Origin of the sequence: Natrarchaeobius oligotrophus (assembly GCF_003841465.1) — an archaeon.
In the GTDB taxonomy this organism is placed as follows: Archaea; Halobacteriota; Halobacteria; order Halobacteriales; family Natrialbaceae; genus Natrarchaeobius; species Natrarchaeobius oligotrophus.
The window spans coordinates 119743-135264 of sequence record NZ_REFZ01000001.1; the positions used below are offsets into that span (position 1 = coordinate 119743).

General features: G+C 66.9%; 16 protein-coding genes. 13 read left to right on the forward strand and 3 right to left on the reverse strand.

The features are described from left to right. Positions 1–39 precede the first annotated feature (39 nt). Complete coding sequence (gene purM / locus EA472_RS00655; protein ID WP_124189594.1) at positions 40–1038, forward strand: phosphoribosylformylglycinamidine cyclo-ligase; 999 nt, start codon at positions 40–42, stop codon at positions 1036–1038. A gap of 42 nt (positions 1039–1080) precedes the next feature. Here the strand turns inward: purM and EA472_RS00660 are convergent, their stop codons facing one another. Next, a complete protein-coding gene (locus EA472_RS00660) occupies positions 1081–1608 on the reverse strand; it encodes a macro domain-containing protein (RefSeq protein WP_124189595.1) in 528 nt (175 codons plus the stop codon). Positions 1609–1746: 138 nt separating this feature from the next. Between EA472_RS00660 and EA472_RS22285 the strand changes: the two genes are divergently transcribed. Both EA472_RS22285 and EA472_RS00665 read left to right on the forward strand, forming a co-directional pair. Beyond that, the gene (locus tag EA472_RS22285) at positions 1747–1914 is read left to right on the forward strand and encodes a DUF7331 family protein (RefSeq protein WP_165874780.1); all 168 of its coding nucleotides are present in this window, start codon (positions 1747–1749) and stop codon (positions 1912–1914) included. A gap of 169 nt (positions 1915–2083) precedes the next feature. Beyond that, complete coding sequence (locus EA472_RS00665; protein WP_124189596.1) at positions 2084–2482, forward strand: hypothetical protein; 399 nt, start codon at positions 2084–2086, stop codon at positions 2480–2482. Positions 2483–2620: 138 nt separating this feature from the next. Here the strand turns inward: EA472_RS00665 and dpsA are convergent, their stop codons facing one another. Both dpsA and EA472_RS00675 read right to left on the reverse strand, forming a co-directional pair. Next, the gene (gene dpsA, locus EA472_RS00670; RefSeq protein WP_124189597.1) at positions 2621–3166 is read right to left on the reverse strand and encodes a DNA starvation/stationary phase protection protein DpsA; all 546 of its coding nucleotides are present in this window, start codon (positions 3164–3166) and stop codon (positions 2621–2623) included. A 221-nt stretch (positions 3167–3387) separates the two neighbouring features. Beyond that, positions 3388–4533 carry a hypothetical protein gene (locus EA472_RS00675; RefSeq protein WP_124189598.1) on the reverse strand — a complete coding sequence of 382 codons (1146 nt, stop codon included), beginning with the start codon at positions 4531–4533 and terminating at the stop codon, positions 3388–3390. 106 nt (positions 4534–4639) lie between these two features. Between EA472_RS00675 and EA472_RS00680 the strand changes: the two genes are divergently transcribed. From EA472_RS00680 to EA472_RS00725, 10 genes are all read left to right on the forward strand, one after another. Further along, positions 4640–5764 carry a YhjD/YihY/BrkB family envelope integrity protein gene (locus EA472_RS00680; RefSeq protein WP_124189599.1) on the forward strand — a complete coding sequence of 375 codons (1125 nt, stop codon included), beginning with the start codon at positions 4640–4642 and terminating at the stop codon, positions 5762–5764. A gap of 73 nt (positions 5765–5837) precedes the next feature. Beyond that, entirely contained in the window at positions 5838–6260 is a 423-nt protein-coding gene (locus EA472_RS00685) for a hypothetical protein (RefSeq protein ID WP_124189600.1), read from the forward strand. Positions 6261–6303: 43 nt separating this feature from the next. Next, complete coding sequence (locus tag EA472_RS00690) at positions 6304–6774, forward strand: YbaK/EbsC family protein (RefSeq protein ID WP_124189601.1); 471 nt, start codon at positions 6304–6306, stop codon at positions 6772–6774. Between the two features lie 223 nt (positions 6775–6997). Beyond that, positions 6998–8008: a hypothetical protein gene (locus EA472_RS00695; RefSeq protein ID WP_124189602.1), complete on the forward strand. Its 1011-nt coding sequence runs from the start codon at positions 6998–7000 to the stop codon at positions 8006–8008. Positions 8009–8192: 184 nt separating this feature from the next. Next, complete coding sequence (locus EA472_RS00700; RefSeq protein ID WP_124189603.1) at positions 8193–9593, forward strand: metal ABC transporter solute-binding protein, Zn/Mn family; 1401 nt, start codon at positions 8193–8195, stop codon at positions 9591–9593. A 256-nt stretch (positions 9594–9849) separates the two neighbouring features. Next, the gene (locus EA472_RS00705) at positions 9850–10590 is read left to right on the forward strand and encodes a metal ABC transporter ATP-binding protein (RefSeq protein ID WP_124189604.1); all 741 of its coding nucleotides are present in this window, start codon (positions 9850–9852) and stop codon (positions 10588–10590) included. Continuing rightward, positions 10590–11741 (forward strand): metal ABC transporter permease, encoded by a 1152-nt coding sequence (locus EA472_RS00710; RefSeq protein ID WP_124189605.1) that lies wholly within the window; start codon positions 10590–10592, stop codon positions 11739–11741. The genes EA472_RS00705 and EA472_RS00710 overlap by 1 nt, the downstream gene beginning before the upstream one ends. Positions 11742–11838: 97 nt before the next feature. Beyond that, entirely contained in the window at positions 11839–13935 is a 2097-nt protein-coding gene (locus EA472_RS00715; protein WP_124189606.1) for an acetate--CoA ligase family protein, read from the forward strand. Continuing rightward, entirely contained in the window at positions 13932–15089 is a 1158-nt protein-coding gene (locus EA472_RS00720) for a phosphotransacetylase family protein (RefSeq protein ID WP_124189607.1), read from the forward strand. Before EA472_RS00715 ends, EA472_RS00720 begins: the two co-directional genes overlap by 4 nt. 137 nt (positions 15090–15226) lie before the next feature. Continuing rightward, entirely contained in the window at positions 15227–15520 is a 294-nt protein-coding gene (locus EA472_RS00725) for a PRC-barrel domain-containing protein (RefSeq protein ID WP_124189608.1), read from the forward strand. Positions 15521–15522 lie beyond the last annotated feature (2 nt).

A 15522-nucleotide genomic window follows, 5' to 3' on the forward strand; every position in this document is an offset into this window, starting at 1 on the left:
ACCGGTGGCCTTTTGCTCACCCCACGCGGTCGTTCGCACATGAGCGACTCACCGGACGACGCGACGGACGGGGCCGATCGGCTCACCTACGCCGACACCGGCGTCGACATCGAGGCCAGCGAGGACGCGACCGCCGCCTTACTCGAGGCGTTCGGCAGCGATCTCCGGACGGAGTACGCCGGTTTGCTCGACGTCGGCGACCGGTATCTCGCGCTCGCGACGGACGGCGTCGGAACCAAGCTGCTCGTCGCCGAAGCCGTCGACGACTTCTCGACGATCGGCATCGACTGCATCGCGATGAACGCGAACGATCTCGTCGCTGCGGGCGTCGACCCCATCGGCTTCGTCGACTACCTCGCGATCGACGAACCCGACGAGCGGCTGACGAACGAGATCGGCGAAGGACTCGCGATCGGGCTCGAGCAGGCCGACCTGACGATGCTCGGGGGCGAGACGGCGGTGATGCCCGAGGTCGTAAACGGGTTCGATCTGGCAGGAACCTGCGTCGGACTCGCCGGGAAAGACGAGATCTTCGCGGGCACAGCCCGGGTAGGCGACGCACTCGTCGGCTTTCCCTCCAACGGCATCCACTCGAACGGGTTGACGCTCGCCCGCGAGGCGGCCACGCGCGAACACGAGTACGACGACGAGTTCCCGCTCGATCCCGAGCGAACGATCGGCGAGGAACTGCTCCGGCCGACGCGGATCTACGCGGATCTGCTCGAGCCGATGCGCGACCACGGCGTCCGGGCGGCGGCACACGTCACCGGCGGCGGCTGGACGAACCTGCTCCGGATGGGCGAGTTCGAGTACGTCGTCGAGAATCCGCTGCCGGCCCAGCCGATCTTCGAATTCGTCCAGCAAACGGGCAACGTCACCGACGAAGAGATGCACCGGACGTTCAACATGGGCACCGGCTTCGTCGTCGCGCTCTCCGAGGAGCGGGCGGCCGGCCTCGTCGCCGAAACCGACGGCCAGATCATCGGTCGCGTCGAGGAGGGATCCTCGGTCGAGATACGCGGCCTCTCGATCCGGTGAACCGGTGCGACCGGATGGACCGTCGATCGCTCGTATCCGGGCTCACCGGTCGGATTCGCCCTCGTTCGTCGTCTCCGGCTCCGCGGCTGCACGGATCGCGTCGTACTCGTCGTCGCTGTAGGCGATGAACCGTACCTCCTCGAGCGACTCCGGCTCGTAACGATCGATCTCCTCGCCGATGATCGCGGCCCCCTCGGCGAGGTCGAACCCGGCGACGCCGCAGCCGAGCGCCGGAATTACGAGTGACGAACAGCCGCGGTCGTCGGCCGCCTCGAGGGCGTTGCGGGTCGCGTCTCGGATGCTCTCGGCCGTAGCGTTCCCGTCGCCGTAGTGTGGCATCGCTGCGGCGTGGACGACGTAGTCGGCGTCGAGGTCGTAGGCGTCGGTCACTGCGGCCTCGCCCAGCTCGATCGGTCCGCCCTCGGTGGCCTCCTCGTTGATCGCTTCACCCGCTTCCCGTCGGAGCGCACCGGCGACGCCCGATCCCATCCGAAGGCTCGTGCCGGCGGCGTTGACGAGCGCGTCGGCGGACTGTGCGGCGATGTCGCCCTGAACGACGTCGAACTCCATGAGTTACGGTACGATGGCCGCCGGTTTGAAAGTAACCTCGCCGGTGCACCGTCGTCGGATTTTGCCGGGACTTGCCGATTCGTAGAAACTTAGGCCCACCAAAACCTTTTTAGATTTAGGCCCGCCTAACACCTCGTAATGGACGCACCCGTTCGCAGGCAAGAATCGGACACCGACGAAGAACGCGAGGAGCCGGCATCGATCGTGACCAGCCACGAGACGAGCCCCGGAAAGCTCGTGTTCACCGAACGCGACAACACCGACGGCTGGATCGCGACCGACGTCGCGGTCGACCTCGAGCCCTGAGCCGGACCGTCACACCGAGGTACCGGTCCGACCGCGATACGTTCGGGTTGCGTCGGCACTGACAGCGGACCGGACGAGTCCGTCGAGTCGAAATCGCCCGGTTTCGATCCGGACGACTCGCCGACTCCGATCCCGAATCCGTTTTGATGCTCGAGTCCGCGTCTCGACCATGGATCGATCGCGACCCGCGCTGGCGAAGGGATGTCTCGTGGCGGCGGGGTTCTTCCTCGGCACCGGCGTCGTCACCGGTCTGGTTCCGACGCCGCTGTTCGACCGGATGGTGTCTCGTTCCCTCCTCGATTACGCGTTCCTCTCGCTCACGTCGGTGCTCGCGGGCGTCTACGTCGTCCAGCGCTCGTCGCTCGCCGAGTGTTCGGGCGATCGCTGCGCGTACGGCGGCGGCGTCGCCGGATTTTTCGCCGTCGCCTGTCCCCACTGTAACGCGATTCTGGTGTCGCTGTTCAGCGCGACGTGGCTCGCGACGTACGTCGATCCGATCCGACCGGTAGTCGGTCTCGTCGCCGTCGCGCTGTTCGTCGGCGTAATTGCCAGTCGCCGGTCATCGTAATCGTCCACAGTCAGCGCGCCGCCGTCTTCAGCCAGCGCTTGCTGAGCCGTCTCCGGTCACGTCTGCGCGCTCGTTCACGATATCCGACGATCGAGCGCCGGTCAAAAAAGCGGTGTCCGTCGCGGCGTCGCAGTCGGGTTACTTCGTGGCCTTTTCGAGCACGAGCGTGTCGTCCTCGAGGTAGTGTTCGAAGTGGTGTGCGTCCTCCTCGAGGGTGACGAGAATCTCCCGAAGGATCTCGGCGGTCGCGTAGTCACCGAGGTTGTCGGCGAGTTCGATGCTGTCGCGCATCGACTCGATGATGTCGCCGTACATCTCGAGGTCGTGTTCGAACATCGTCCGGACGTCGTAGACGTCCTCTCCCTCGAACTCGACGGTTGCGCGTCGCTCCTGGTTCGTCGGTCCCGACACCGGAACGCCGCCGAGGGCCTGCGCGCGCTCTGCGATGACGTCTGCACCCTCCTCGACGTGTTCGTACGCCTCCTCGAGGAACTCGTGCAGGGGGAGGAACTCGGCACCTTCGACGACCCAGTGGTGCTTTTTGAGCTGGTGGTACAGCACGTACGAGTTCGCGAGCTCCGTGTTCAGCGCGTCGACGATCTGTTCTGCCTTCTCCTGGTCGAGTCGAAGTTCGTTCTCCTCGACGACGTCGGCCGATTGACGGACGGTCTTCTGGGTGCTCATCGTACGACAACAGTACAGTCGCATTCCACTTAAAGCTTCGGCCTACACAAAAGGATGTTTGCGGATTAGAAACTATTATTGCTGGTAAGCGAACTTCCAACGATCGGTCGGCGACGACCGCCCGGGGGCTCGCCACGAACGATCGGACGGATCCGAGAACCGCACTCGTCTCTCGCTACCGGCTTGCGCGGGTGTCAGGTGCCGTCCGTAGAGTGCGTCCATCAGAACTCGAACGAGTCGGACGCGACCACCGTCCTCGTCTCGCCGGCGACCGCGATCACCTGAACTCGACCGGACGCGCCGGCGTCGTACTCGAGAGTGGCCATCTCTCCGACGCTCGAGAGTTCGGCGTTCCGATCGTTGTCGTGGTCGTACACCTCGACGCGATCCGCGTTGCCCATCGCCGTCACCATCACGGCCACCTCGCGGGCCTCGGGATCGACGTCGATCGAGACGCCGGCCTGCGCTTCCTGACCGGGCTCGTCACGATCGCCGAAGAGGTTCTCGTACTCGAACTCGTCGATCGGGACGGCGGCGGTCGCCACCACTGCGTCGCCTTCGGGCACGCGGGAGACGTCGTCGAGTTCGTCGCCGAACTCCGTCTCGAAGTACTCCTCGACGTTCTCGACTTCGTCCGCCTCGGCGACCGCCGCGAGCGACGCGGCGTCTCCCTCGAGTGACCACGAGAGGCCGGCGACCTCGTCCCGCTCGGCGCGTTCCATCCACGAGAACGTGGCGTCGCCGAGGTGCTCGAACAGCAGCTCGAGTCGGTCGTCGGTCGCGGTCCGGCGATCGACTCCGTCCAGACCCGCGTCCAGAACGTCGCCGAGCGTCGGGCCGCCGCCCGTCGCCACGATCACCGTCTCGGACGAAACCGCGATCGACGGTTCCTCGCCCGCGTACACGTCGTAACCGTCGACGACGTCGTCCGGCTCCCGGTCCGCGAGTCGGTCGGGATCGCACTCGCCGGCGATCACCTGCGCGCCCTCGGCCGGTTCGGGACCGAACGCGAGGACGGACTCGAGCGCTGGATCGCCGTCGGTGAGTTCGTCGATCACGCTCGCCGCCGGCTCGCGCGGCCTCAACGGAATCTCCTCGAGGGTGTCCGCCCGGAGAGCGGACTCGTGCTGGCGGACGTCCGCCAGATCGGCGTACTCGACGAACAGCGGCGTCGCCGTCGCGGCGGGAGTCCACACCTCGAGCGGCGAGGTGGAGGGCTCCGCCGGCGACCCGTCCGACCCGCCGCCGGACTCGTCGTCGGAGCCGCCGTCGGTCGGTTCGGCGCCGTCGCCGAGACAGCCGGCGATCGACGCGCCGAGTGCCGCCCCCGCCCCGGCGAGGAGTCGTCGTCGTAAAAGACCAGTCATGATTCCGATGATTCGCCGGTTGTTATATAGCGGTGTCGGTACGGACGGATCCTGGCGGCGAGCGTGCAAGCCCACCGTCTACGGTCCGTCGCCGCGTTCGATGCGTATGACCCCCGACGTCGGAGCCGCCGTCTCGTCAGGGAAGACGGTCGTGGCCGGCATTCAGGAGAAGAACGTCCCGTTCATGGCCGCGAGCATCGCGTACCAGGCGTTCATCTCGCTCATTCCCCTGCTGGTGCTCGTGTTCTTTTTCGTCACGATCGTAGGCGACGAACAGTTCGCCGCGGAGGTCACCGCCGCGACCGAGGGGTTCCTCCCCCAGAGCGGACAGGTGATGGTCGAGAACGCGATCGAGGATTCGCCCGCGACGGCCGGCTCGACGCTCATCGGGCTCGTCGTCGTCGCGTGGGGTGCGCTGAAGCTGTTCCGAGGGCTCGACACCGCGTTCTCGGAGATCTACGACTCGAGCGGTGAGAACTCGTTTCTCGAGCAGCTTCGCGACGCCGCGATCGTCCTCGGCGGGATCGCCTTCGCGCTGGCGGCCGCCGGACTCGCGAGCGTCGCGTTCGCCCTGTTTCCCGACGTCCCGCTGATCGGCCTGGTGAACCCGATCGTCCTCGTCGTCGGCCTCACGCTCGCGTTCTACCCGATGTACTACTTCTTTCCCGACGTCGACGTCACCGCTCGGGAGGTCCTGCCGGGCGTCGTCGTCGCGGCGGTCGGCTGGACGGTCCTCCAGTCGCTCTTTCAGGTCTACGTCGCTGTCGCCGCCGGCTCGGAGGCGGCCGGTCCCGTCGGAGCGATCCTGCTGTTGTTGACGTGGCTGTACTTCGGCGGATTGATCCTGCTGGTGGGCGCGGTCGTCAACGCGACGAGGTCGGATCGACTCGCGGTCTCGGACGCGTCCCGACAATCGAAAGCCGGCGGCGACCGGTCGCCGTACGTCGACGGGGACCGCCTCGATCGAGAACGACTCGTGGATCGAATTTCGACCCTCGAGCGCGAGCGCGATCAGCTTCGAAACGACCGCGAGGCCCAGCGCCAGCGGCGATACCGGCTCGAGGACCGCGTCGACGCGCTCGAGGAGACGGTTCGGGAACTCGAAGCGACCAACGAGGGGCTTCGACGGACCGTGGAGGCTCGGCGGCGACCTCGCTGGAAGCGGACGGTCGACGCCACGCTGTCGCGCGTTCAGCGACTCCGAATCGGGCGGATCACGCGCGAGCAGTGACGGAGTGTGATCGGACGGCGGGGGTCCAGCCGAGAGCGGGAGTTCTTTGTCGATCGCTCGTCCACCACCGCTCGTGTCCCACCCCGTCCGAGCGGTCCGACGACGAGTTCGCGACCGGCACGGAGCGGTCGTCGACGGAGTCGGCGCCTGTGCGGACCGCGTGGCTGCCACCTGGACCGGCGACCGAACCGCAGACGGCGTCGCCGTCTCCGACCCGCTTCGCGAAAGCCTCGAGCGGGACGGACTGCTCGAGCGATTTCCGGACGTGCTCGCGGATCTCGTCGAGGCCGCCGGGTGTCGTCTTCGGGCGCGTCCCGTCCCCGCGCCGCCGTACGTCGTCGTGACCAGCCGCGGTCCGATGCTGCGAGCGACGATCGATCCCGGCCGGCTCGTGGTTCGATTCGATGTCTTCGAGGTCGCCCGCGGCGACGGGACGGTTCCGACTGCCACCTACCGACGGCGGAACGACGTTCGGGTCGTGGTCTCGCTCGAGTGAGCCCCGAACGTTCTTTCGTGTTCGGGTGAAAACGGTCGAATCGATGCACGCTCGCGCGACGGCTTTCGCGAATCAGGCCCGTGAACGCTACGAATTCGAACCGCAGATCGAGGAGTTTCCCGAGGGGACGAAGACGGCGGCGGCCGCCGCCGAGGCGGTCGGTTGCGACGTCGGCCAGATCGCCAGTTCGCTCGTCTTCGACGTCGACGGCTCGCTCGTCGTCTCGGTGACCAGCGGCGCGAACCGGGTCGACGAGCGCGCACTCGCCGAGCGCTTCGACGCCGACGCCGTCGAGATGGCCGGTCCGGAGCGGATCAAGACCGAACTCGGCTGGTCGATCGGCGGCGTTCCGCCGTTCTGTCACGACCGATCCGTCCCCGTCCTCGTCGACGAGTCGCTGCTCGAGCACGACACCGTCTGGGCTGCGGCGGGAACGCCAGAGGCGGTGTTTCCGATCGATCCGGAAACGCTGGTGACGTTCGCGGACGGCGAGCCGGCGTCGATCGCCGACTGATCCTCGGACCGACCGCTGTCCGTTCGTTTCGGACCGACCGGTTTCGACCAGCGGTTGCCCCGGGACACAGGAGACCGGACGGGACGACGGCACGGGGCGTGTGACACTCGAGCGGCGCGACGCGCATCCAGATTTTACCATCGGCGGTGACGACGTTACCTCTCGTTATTAACATCGTCAGATTCATTACTAAACAATCGCAACGAGAGAACGGTGACTACTCATGACTGACAGACAGGGACTGACGTCCCGCCGATCGCTGCTCGCGACGACCGGCTCGCTCACTGCACTCGGTATCGCCGGCTGCGTCGGCGACGACAACGGTGACGGCGGTGACGACGACGATCACGATCACGGAGACGATCACGACGACGACCACGACCACGACGACGATCACGATCACGACGACGATCACGATCACGACGACGATCACGATCACGACGACGACCACGACCACGATCACGGCGACGTTCACGACGAGATTGGAATCGCCGAATTCGAGGTACTCGACCGCGATCACGACGAGGAGGTGCTGGTCTACATCCACGGCGACCACTGGCACGGCGATCCGCTCGAGGTCCCCCACGGCGACAACCTCTCGCTCGGCGCGTTCGTCGAGGACGAAGACGGCGACGAGGTCGAACTCGGCGACGACGGCTACGAGCTGTACGCCGAGGCGGCCGACGGCGTGAGCGTCGACGGCCACGGCGACCACGTCCACGTCCACGGCGAAGAGGAGGGCTTCACCGAGATCACCTTCCAGCTGCTCGACGACGGCGACGTCGCCTACGAGTCGCCGGAGCTCGAGGTCGCGGTCGACGACCACGACGACCACGATCACGGCCACGATCACGGCGAGGTCGAGGAGCTGAAGATCCTGGACCGGGCCGAGGACCCCCACGAGCAGGTCGCGGAGTTCCACGACGACCACTGGGACGGCGAACTCCCGCACGTGCACGTCGACGACAACGTCTCGCTGGGCGCGGAGTTCTACGACGACCACGGCGACGAGATCCCCATCGGCTCGAGCGAGGAGTACGAACTCGGCGTCCGCGTCGCCGACGACGCCGAGGAGGGCGTCGTCGAGATCGACGAGAACGACGACTTCCACGGCGACCACGTCCACATCCACGGCGTCGAAGAAGGCGAGACGGAGGTCGTCTTCATGCTCTGGCACGACGACCACGCAGACTGGGAGAGCGATCCGATCGCGATCGAGGTCGAAGACCACTAACCCGCGCGAGCTCGCTGGCCGAGCGGCCGGCGGTTTGCAACAGCACGGACGGAATCGCCATCTCGCCGTTACTTCTTCCACCAGAGCCTGCCGTTACTAGCGCCGCGAGGTGAAGCCACTATGAGTTAATAAACTATGGCCCCCACATAATAATACTTTTATTCGTCGACCCGTACTGTCTCGTATGAACCTCTCACGCCGTTCGATGCTGAAAGTCGGTGGCGCGTCGCTCGTCGGAAGCGCGGCCGCCGGCTGTTTGAGCGAGCCCGGCGGAGACGCCGGGAACGGCGACGCGACGCCGGAAGGATACGCCGCATTTTTCACGCTCTGGGACTGGGCGGAACAGATCACCGGCGACGCGATGTCGTTCGAAAACCCGATCGAGGCGGGCGAGATGGGCCACGGTTGGGAGCCGCCGGCCGACATCCAGCGTGACATCGCCGGAACGGACGTCTTCGTCTACCTCGACACCGCCGAGTTCTCGTGGGCCCAGGACGTCGCCTCCGATCTCGAGAGCGACACGGACGTCGCGCTGATCGACGGGATGGCCGGCCTCGAGGGCGACCTGCTCCCCATCGACCGGGGGGTGGACGACGACCGCGAGCCCGACGACGACCACGAGTTCGACCTCGACGACCTCTCGATCGCGGCGTTCGACGTGTACGACCGCCAGCGCGGCACCGAGGTCGCGTACTGGCACGGCGACCACTGGCACGGCAGCCTCCCGGACGTTCCACTCGACGGCTCCGCCGCCGTCGAGGGCGTCTTCGAAGACGGCGAGGGACGCGTCCTCCCGCTCGGCGAGAACGAACAGTTTCAGCTCGACGCCACGTTTCCCGACCTGGCGGAGGGCGACGTCGTCGAGATCGAGTCCCGCGGCGACCACGTCGTCTTCCACGGTCTGCGGGTCGACACGGATCGAGTCGTCTTCGAACTCGTCTCGGACGGCGAGGTCGTCTGGGACACCGGCGAAGACAACATGACGATCGAAGTCGTCGAGGAGATCGACGAGGACGACGCTCCGGACTTCTACGATCCGCACGTCTGGGTCGATCCCGTTCTCGCACAGGAGGTCGTCGAAACGATCGCCGACGGTCTCGCACGGATCGATCCGGACAACGCCGAGACCTACGAGGAGAACGCAGCCGCCTACGCGGATCGTCTGGCGGCGGTCGACGACCAGCTCGAAGAACTCGCCGCCGAGGCCGACCGCGACGTGGCCGTCCTCGCGGGCCACGACTCGTTCCAGTACATCGAACACCGGTACGGATTCGAGCTTCACACGCCGGTCGGTATCTCGCCGGACGCCGCCGAGACCGAGTCCGACATCGCCGAGACGATCGAGATCGTCGAGGAACACGACATCGAGACCATTCTCTACGACCCGTTCGAGACGCCGAACCCCGACGAGGTTCCGCAGATGGTCGAGCTACTGCTCGAGAACACGGACGCCACCGATTACGCGCCGCTCAGTCCGGCCGAGGGAACGACCAGCGAGTGGAACGAGCGGGGCTGGGGCTGGATCGAACAGATGGAAGAGCTGAATATTCCGTCGCTGCGAAACGCCCTGGGAGCAGCGCAATGATCCCGTCGAACCGGAAGCGGCTGCGAGATCGCCGACGTCCGTTCCTCCGCCATCGTGGCTCCGGCGAATCGCCGGCGATCGCCCCTCGAGTCGGCGAACGCCTTCGAAACGGATCGACGATCGGAGGCGGACCGCGAGTCGAGGCGACGCCTCGAGCCGACACAACGCGATCGCCTCGAGCCTTCCCACGCCGAGCGCTTCGAACCGAAGTGGAAGAACTAAGCCCGCCGGGGTCCCAAACTGGAGTGAGTTCACAGTGACCGCCGTCGTCGACGTCCGAAACGTATCGTTTTCCTACGGAGAGCAACCGGCACTCGAGGACGTCTCGCTGACCGTCGAGTCGGGGGACTTCCTCGGGCTGATCGGCCCGAACGGATCGGGGAAGACGACGCTGTTGCACGTCATGCTCGGACTGACTCGCCCGGACGCCGGCTCGGTCGAACTGTTCGGCCAGCCGGTCGACGCCTTCGACCAGGGTGAACGGATCGGCTACGTCTCCCAGAAGGCGACCAGTCAGGATAGCACGATGCCGGTCACCGTCCGCGAGTGCGTCAGGATGGGCCGGTTCGCTCACGTCGGTCACTCGCGGCTCGACGACGAGGACCGCGAAATCGCCGAGGACGCCCTCGAGACGGTGGGGATCTCGGACCTCGCCGATCGACGCATCAACCAACTCTCGGGCGGCCAGCGTCAGCGGGCGTACATCGCACGCGCGCTCGCCTCCGAGGCCGACCTCCTTGCGCTCGACGAGCCGACCGTCGGCGTCGACGCCGAATCGCGGGACGCGTTCTACCGGCTGCTCGATTCGCTCAACGAGTCGGGCATCACCATCATCCTCATCGAACACGACATCGGCGTCGTCACCGACCGCGCCAACCGCATCGCCTGCATCAACACGAAGCTGTACCACCACGGCGACACCGACTCGTTCGTCGAGAGCGACGCCCTGAGCGAAGCCTACGGCACGACCGGGACCGTCGTCCACCACCACCACTGATGAGTCGGTCAGACGAACGCGCCGCGGAGTCGACCGCCGTCGCCGAGAGTGCGCGGTATCGACGCGAATCGGTCGACCTTCGGCGAACGCTCGAGGTGGTCGGCGTCTCGCTCGTCGGCGTCCTCGGCGCGCTGATGATCGGGTTCGTCGCCCTCGACTGGATCCGCCACTATCCCTACGCGGGAACGGTTCCGGGCCTCGAGACGCTGTACGCCGTTACGCAAATCGATCCGGCGGCCGGCGTCCTCTTCGAGCAGGTGCTGATCGCCGGCATGTGGGTCGATCACTTCCTCGGGACGAACGTCTTCCAGCACGCGTTCATGTGGCGGTCGATCGCCACCGGCGTTCTCGTCGGCATCGTCGCGCCGCTGGTCGGAACGTACCTCGTCCACCGGCAGATGGCGCTGATCGGGGAGACGCTCGCACACACCGCGTTCGCCGGGGTCGCGATCGGCCTGCTCGTCACCGCCGTGATCGGGTTCGACGGCTCGCTGTTGTTCGTCGCCCTGGTCGTGAGCATCCTCGGCGCGCTCGCGGTACAGTGGCTATCCGAGCGGACGAGCACGTTCGGCGACGTGCCGATCGCGATCATGCTCGCCGGGAGTTTCGCGGTCGGCACGCTGCTGATCAGCTGGGGGCGCGGGTTCATGTCGGTCGCGATCGACATCGAAGGGTTCCTGTTCGGGAGCCTCGCCGTCGTCACCGCCGACGGCGCGCGGATGATGGCCGTTCTCAGCGTCGCGGTCGTCGCGATCGTCGCCTACACGTACAAACAGCTGCTGTTCATCACGTTCGACGAGCAGGCGGCTCGCGTCGCACAGCTCAACGTCTCGGGGTACAACACCCTGCTCGTCGTCATGACAGCCGTCGTGGTCGTCGGCGCGATGCAGGTCCTTGGCGTGATCCTCGTCGCCGGCATGCTCGTGATCCCCGTCGCTGCCGCCTCGCAGGTCGCGAGGAGCTTTCGCGAGACGCTGTACCTCTCGATCCTGATCGGCCAGGCGTCGATCCTCGGCGGCTTCGCGTTCGCGATCGGGCTGAGCCTCCCCTCGGGCGGATCGATCATCGTCGTCGCCATCCTGTTCTACCTGCTCTCGATCGCCCTCTCGATCCTCTCCGATCGCTCGAGCGCCGCCATCTCGATGCACTGAGCGCGGGATTCGAGGACGAACGTCGCCGGTCAACGTCGTCCCCGACCGTCAGGAACGTGGGACGGGTTTAACCCGTTTCAGGGTGACGTGCGCAACGATGGGACGGGTAACCGATCTCTTCGAACCCGAGACCGTCGGCGTGATCGGGGCGACCGACCGCGAGGGAGCGGTCGGTCGGGCTATCCTCGAGAACCTGCGCGAGGAGTTCGCCGGCGAACTGGTCGCGATCAATCCCTCGCGCGACGAGGTGCTCGGGCTCGAGTGTCACACAGACGTGGCGAGCGCGCCGCCGGTCGACCTCGCGGTCGTCGTCGTTCCGCCGTCGGCCGTCCTCGAGACGGTCCGCGAACTCGGCGAAGCGGGGACGGAACACGTCGTCGTCGTGACGGCGGGCTTTTCCGAGACGGGGAGCGAAGGCGCGCGACGGGAGCGGGAGCTTCGCGACGTCGCCGCGGCGTACGACCTCAACGTCGTCGGCCCGAACAGCCTCGGCGTCATGTCGACGGACGCCGGCCTGAACGCCACGTTCGGACCCGAGAGCGCGCTCGAGGGATCGATCTCGTTTATGAGCCAGTCCGGGGCGTTCATCACCGCCGTCCTCGACTGGGCGAACGAACAGGGGATCGGCTTCCAGGACGTCGTCTCCCTGGGGAACAAGACCGTCCTCGACGAGACCGACTTCGTCCGCGCCTGGGGCGACGATCCCGACACCGACGTCGTGATCGGCTACCTCGAGGACATCGAAAACGGCGACGAGTTCGTCGAGGTGGCCCGCGAGGTGACCGAGGAGACGCCGATCGTCCTCGTCAAGTCCGGCCGCACTGACGCGGGCGCGAAGGCGGCCTCCTCCCACACCGGCGCGATCGCCGGCAGCGAGCGCGCCTACGAGGCGGGCCTCGAGCAGGCCGGCGTCGTCCGAGCCACCTCGGTCCAGGAGCTGTTCGACTACGCCAGGGCGCTCTCGGGCGGCACCGAACCGGCGTCGGACGGCGTCGCCGTGGTGACCAACGCCGGCGGACCCGGCGTTCTGACGACCGACGCCATCGGCGACTCGACGCTCCGGATGGCGCAGTTCGACGACGGGACGATCGAGGCGCTGACCGACGCGATGCCCGCGGAGGCCAACGTCTACAATCCGATCGACGCCATCGGTGACGCGGACGTCGACCGGTTCGGCCGGGCGCTCGAGATCGCCCTCGCCGACCCCGACGTCGGCAGCGCGGTCGTCGTCAGCGCGCCGACGGCGGTCCTCGAGTACGACACGCTGGCCGAAACCGTCATCGAGAAACGCGAGGAGTTCGAGAAACCCGTCGTCACCTGCCTGATGGGTGGACGGCGGGCCCGCGCGGCCGAGGAGGTGCTACGGGAGTTCGCCATTCCCAACTACTTCGACCCCTCGCGAGCGGTCGCGGGACTCGACGCGCTCGCGCGCTATCGCGACGTTCGCGCCCGAACGGTCGACGATCCCGAGCGGTTCGACGTCGACCGCGACCGCGCTCGGGCGATCCTCTCGCGAGCGGACCGCCGGGACGACAACCGCCTGGGGGTCGAATCGATGGACCTGCTCGAGGCGTACGGCATTCCGACTCCAGCCGGCGAGGTCGTCGGCGACCCCGACCGGGCCCGCGAGGTCGCCCGCTCGATCGACGGCGACGTCGTCGTAAAGATCGTCAGCCCGGATATCTCGCACAAATCCGACATCGGCGGGGTTCGGGTCGGCGTCGGCGACGCCGACGTCTACGACGCCTACGAGGACGTCGTTTCCCGAGCGCGCAACTACCAGCCCGACGCGACCATCCTGGGCGTTCAGATCCAGGAGATGGTGAACCTCGAGGCGGCGACCGAGACGATCGTCGGAATGAACCGCGACCCGCAGTTCGGACCGCTGTTGCTGTTCGGTCTGGGCGGCATTTTCGTCGAGATCCTCGAGGATACTGCCGTTCGCGTCGCGCCGATCGGCGAGGGCGACGCCCGCGAGATGACCGACGAGATTCGGGCTGCACCGCTGTTGCGCGGCGCTCGCGGCCGTGAGCCCGCCGACGTCGATGCGGTCGTCGAGACGATCCAGCGACTCTCCCAGCTGGTGATCGACTTCCCCGCGATCCTCGAACTCGACGTCAACCCGCTCGTAGCCGGCCCCGAGGGCGTACAGGCGATCGACCTCAGACTCACCGTCGACACCGACGAGCTATGACAGACACTCACCCAGACACCGACACGGCGGAGACGAACGCAACCGACGATCGCACCCGGATCGAGACGGACGCCACCGCAACCGACGGCGGCGAGACGAGCCCGATACTCGTCGCGTCGCTCGAGGAGAGCACCGGCAAGACGGCGATCACCCTCGCACTGGCCGAACTCACCCGGGACGACGGCGACGACGTCGGCTACATGAAGCCGAAGGGAACGCGCCTCGAGAGTAACGTCGGCAAGACGCTCGACGAGGATCCGCTGCTGGCGCGCGAACTGCTCGACATCGAGGCCGAGTTACACGACCTCGAGCCCGTCGTTTACTCGCCGACGTTCATCGAACAGGCGATCCGCGGCCGGGAAGACCCCGCGGAACTCCGCGAGCGAGTGACGGAGGCGTACGGGACGCTAGCGAGCGATCGCGACCGCATGTTCGTCGAGGGTGGCGGCCGCTACGACGTCGGGGCAGTCGTCGAACTGACGGACCCTGACGTCGCGGCCGCGCTCGAGGCCAGGGTGATCCTCGTCGCGCCGTTCGCGATCCCCGCGGACGTCGACGACGTGCTCGTGGCCGCCGACGCCTTCGGCGATCGGCTCGCCGGCGTCGTCTTCAACGACGTTCCCGACGCCGCCTACGACCAGCTCGAAACCGACGTCGTCCCCTTCCTCGAGGGACGCGGCGTGGACGTCTACGGCGTGATCCCTCGCGAGCGAACGCTCTCGGGCGTGACCGTCGCCCAACTCGCGGCCGAACTGGGCGCGTCCCTGCTCGTCGAGGAGGGAACCGACGCCTACGTCGAACGGTTCTCGGTCGGCGCGATGGGGGCGGACAGCGCCCTGCGTCACTTCCGACGGACGAAAGACGCCGCGGTCATCACCGGCGGCGATCGAGCCGAGATCCACACCGCGGCGCTCGAGGCACCCGGCGTCCGCTGTCTCATCCTCACCGGCGGCCACCGGCCGTCGGGAGCGATCCTCGGTCAGGCTGCCGACGCCGGCGTCCCCATCCTCTCGGTTCGAACGGACACCTACGCCACCGTCGAACGCGCGGAGGACGTCGTTCGAAGCGGTCGCACGCGGGACGAGGAAACCGTCGATCGGATGCGTGAACTGCTGTCCGATCACGCCGACGTCGAATCGATACTCGAACCGTAGGGCGACCGTCGCTCGCCTGCCCCGACAGCGGTTCGCGATTCCGATCGAGCGTCGCGTCGGCCGGTCCGTTCGACCGCGGCCAGGACGGGACTTTCTCCCTGAAAACAATTAAGAGCCAGCCACACATGGGCCCTGACATGGACGACACTCCACAGGAGATCACCTCACTCGTCGGCCGCGAGGTCTACTCGAACAACGGCGTCTTCGTCGGCGAAGTCGAAGATCTGCAGCTGAATCTCAACGGGGAGGCAGTCACCGGACTGGCACTCGGTAACCTCAACGGCGAACTGTTCGCGGAGGAAGCTCGCACCGAACAGGGCGTCATCGTCCCCTACCGCTGGGTTCGCGCCGTCGGCGACGTCGTCCTGGTCAACGACGTCGTCGAACGGGTGCGTGATCCCGACGAAGAACACGACGAAGTGCTCGCGTGAGC

What these genes read in the sequence shown, in the direction of transcription:
- purM (WP_124189594.1), top strand. Translation starts at nt 40, where the DNA reads ATGAGCGACTCACCGGACGACGCGACGGACGGGGCCGATCGGCTCACC.
- EA472_RS00660 (WP_124189595.1), bottom strand. Translation starts at nt 1,608, where the DNA reads ATGGAGTTCGACGTCGTTCAGGGCGACATCGCCGCACAGTCCGCCGAC.
- EA472_RS22285 (WP_165874780.1), top strand. Translation starts at nt 1,747, where the DNA reads ATGGACGCACCCGTTCGCAGGCAAGAATCGGACACCGACGAAGAACGC.
- EA472_RS00665 (WP_124189596.1), top strand. Translation starts at nt 2,084, where the DNA reads ATGGATCGATCGCGACCCGCGCTGGCGAAGGGATGTCTCGTGGCGGCG.
- dpsA (WP_124189597.1), bottom strand. Translation starts at nt 3,166, where the DNA reads ATGAGCACCCAGAAGACCGTCCGTCAATCGGCCGACGTCGTCGAGGAG.
- EA472_RS00675 (WP_124189598.1), bottom strand. Translation starts at nt 4,533, where the DNA reads ATGACTGGTCTTTTACGACGACGACTCCTCGCCGGGGCGGGGGCGGCA.
- EA472_RS00680 (WP_124189599.1), top strand. Translation starts at nt 4,640, where the DNA reads ATGACCCCCGACGTCGGAGCCGCCGTCTCGTCAGGGAAGACGGTCGTG.
- EA472_RS00690 (WP_124189601.1), top strand. Translation starts at nt 6,304, where the DNA reads ATGCACGCTCGCGCGACGGCTTTCGCGAATCAGGCCCGTGAACGCTAC.
- EA472_RS00695 (WP_124189602.1), top strand. Translation starts at nt 6,998, where the DNA reads ATGACTGACAGACAGGGACTGACGTCCCGCCGATCGCTGCTCGCGACG.
- EA472_RS00700 (WP_124189603.1), top strand. Translation starts at nt 8,193, where the DNA reads ATGAACCTCTCACGCCGTTCGATGCTGAAAGTCGGTGGCGCGTCGCTC.
- EA472_RS00710 (WP_124189605.1), top strand. Translation starts at nt 10,590, where the DNA reads ATGAGTCGGTCAGACGAACGCGCCGCGGAGTCGACCGCCGTCGCCGAG.
- EA472_RS00715 (WP_124189606.1), top strand. Translation starts at nt 11,839, where the DNA reads ATGGGACGGGTAACCGATCTCTTCGAACCCGAGACCGTCGGCGTGATC.
- EA472_RS00720 (WP_124189607.1), top strand. Translation starts at nt 13,932, where the DNA reads ATGACAGACACTCACCCAGACACCGACACGGCGGAGACGAACGCAACC.
- EA472_RS00725 (WP_124189608.1), top strand. Translation starts at nt 15,227, where the DNA reads ATGGACGACACTCCACAGGAGATCACCTCACTCGTCGGCCGCGAGGTC.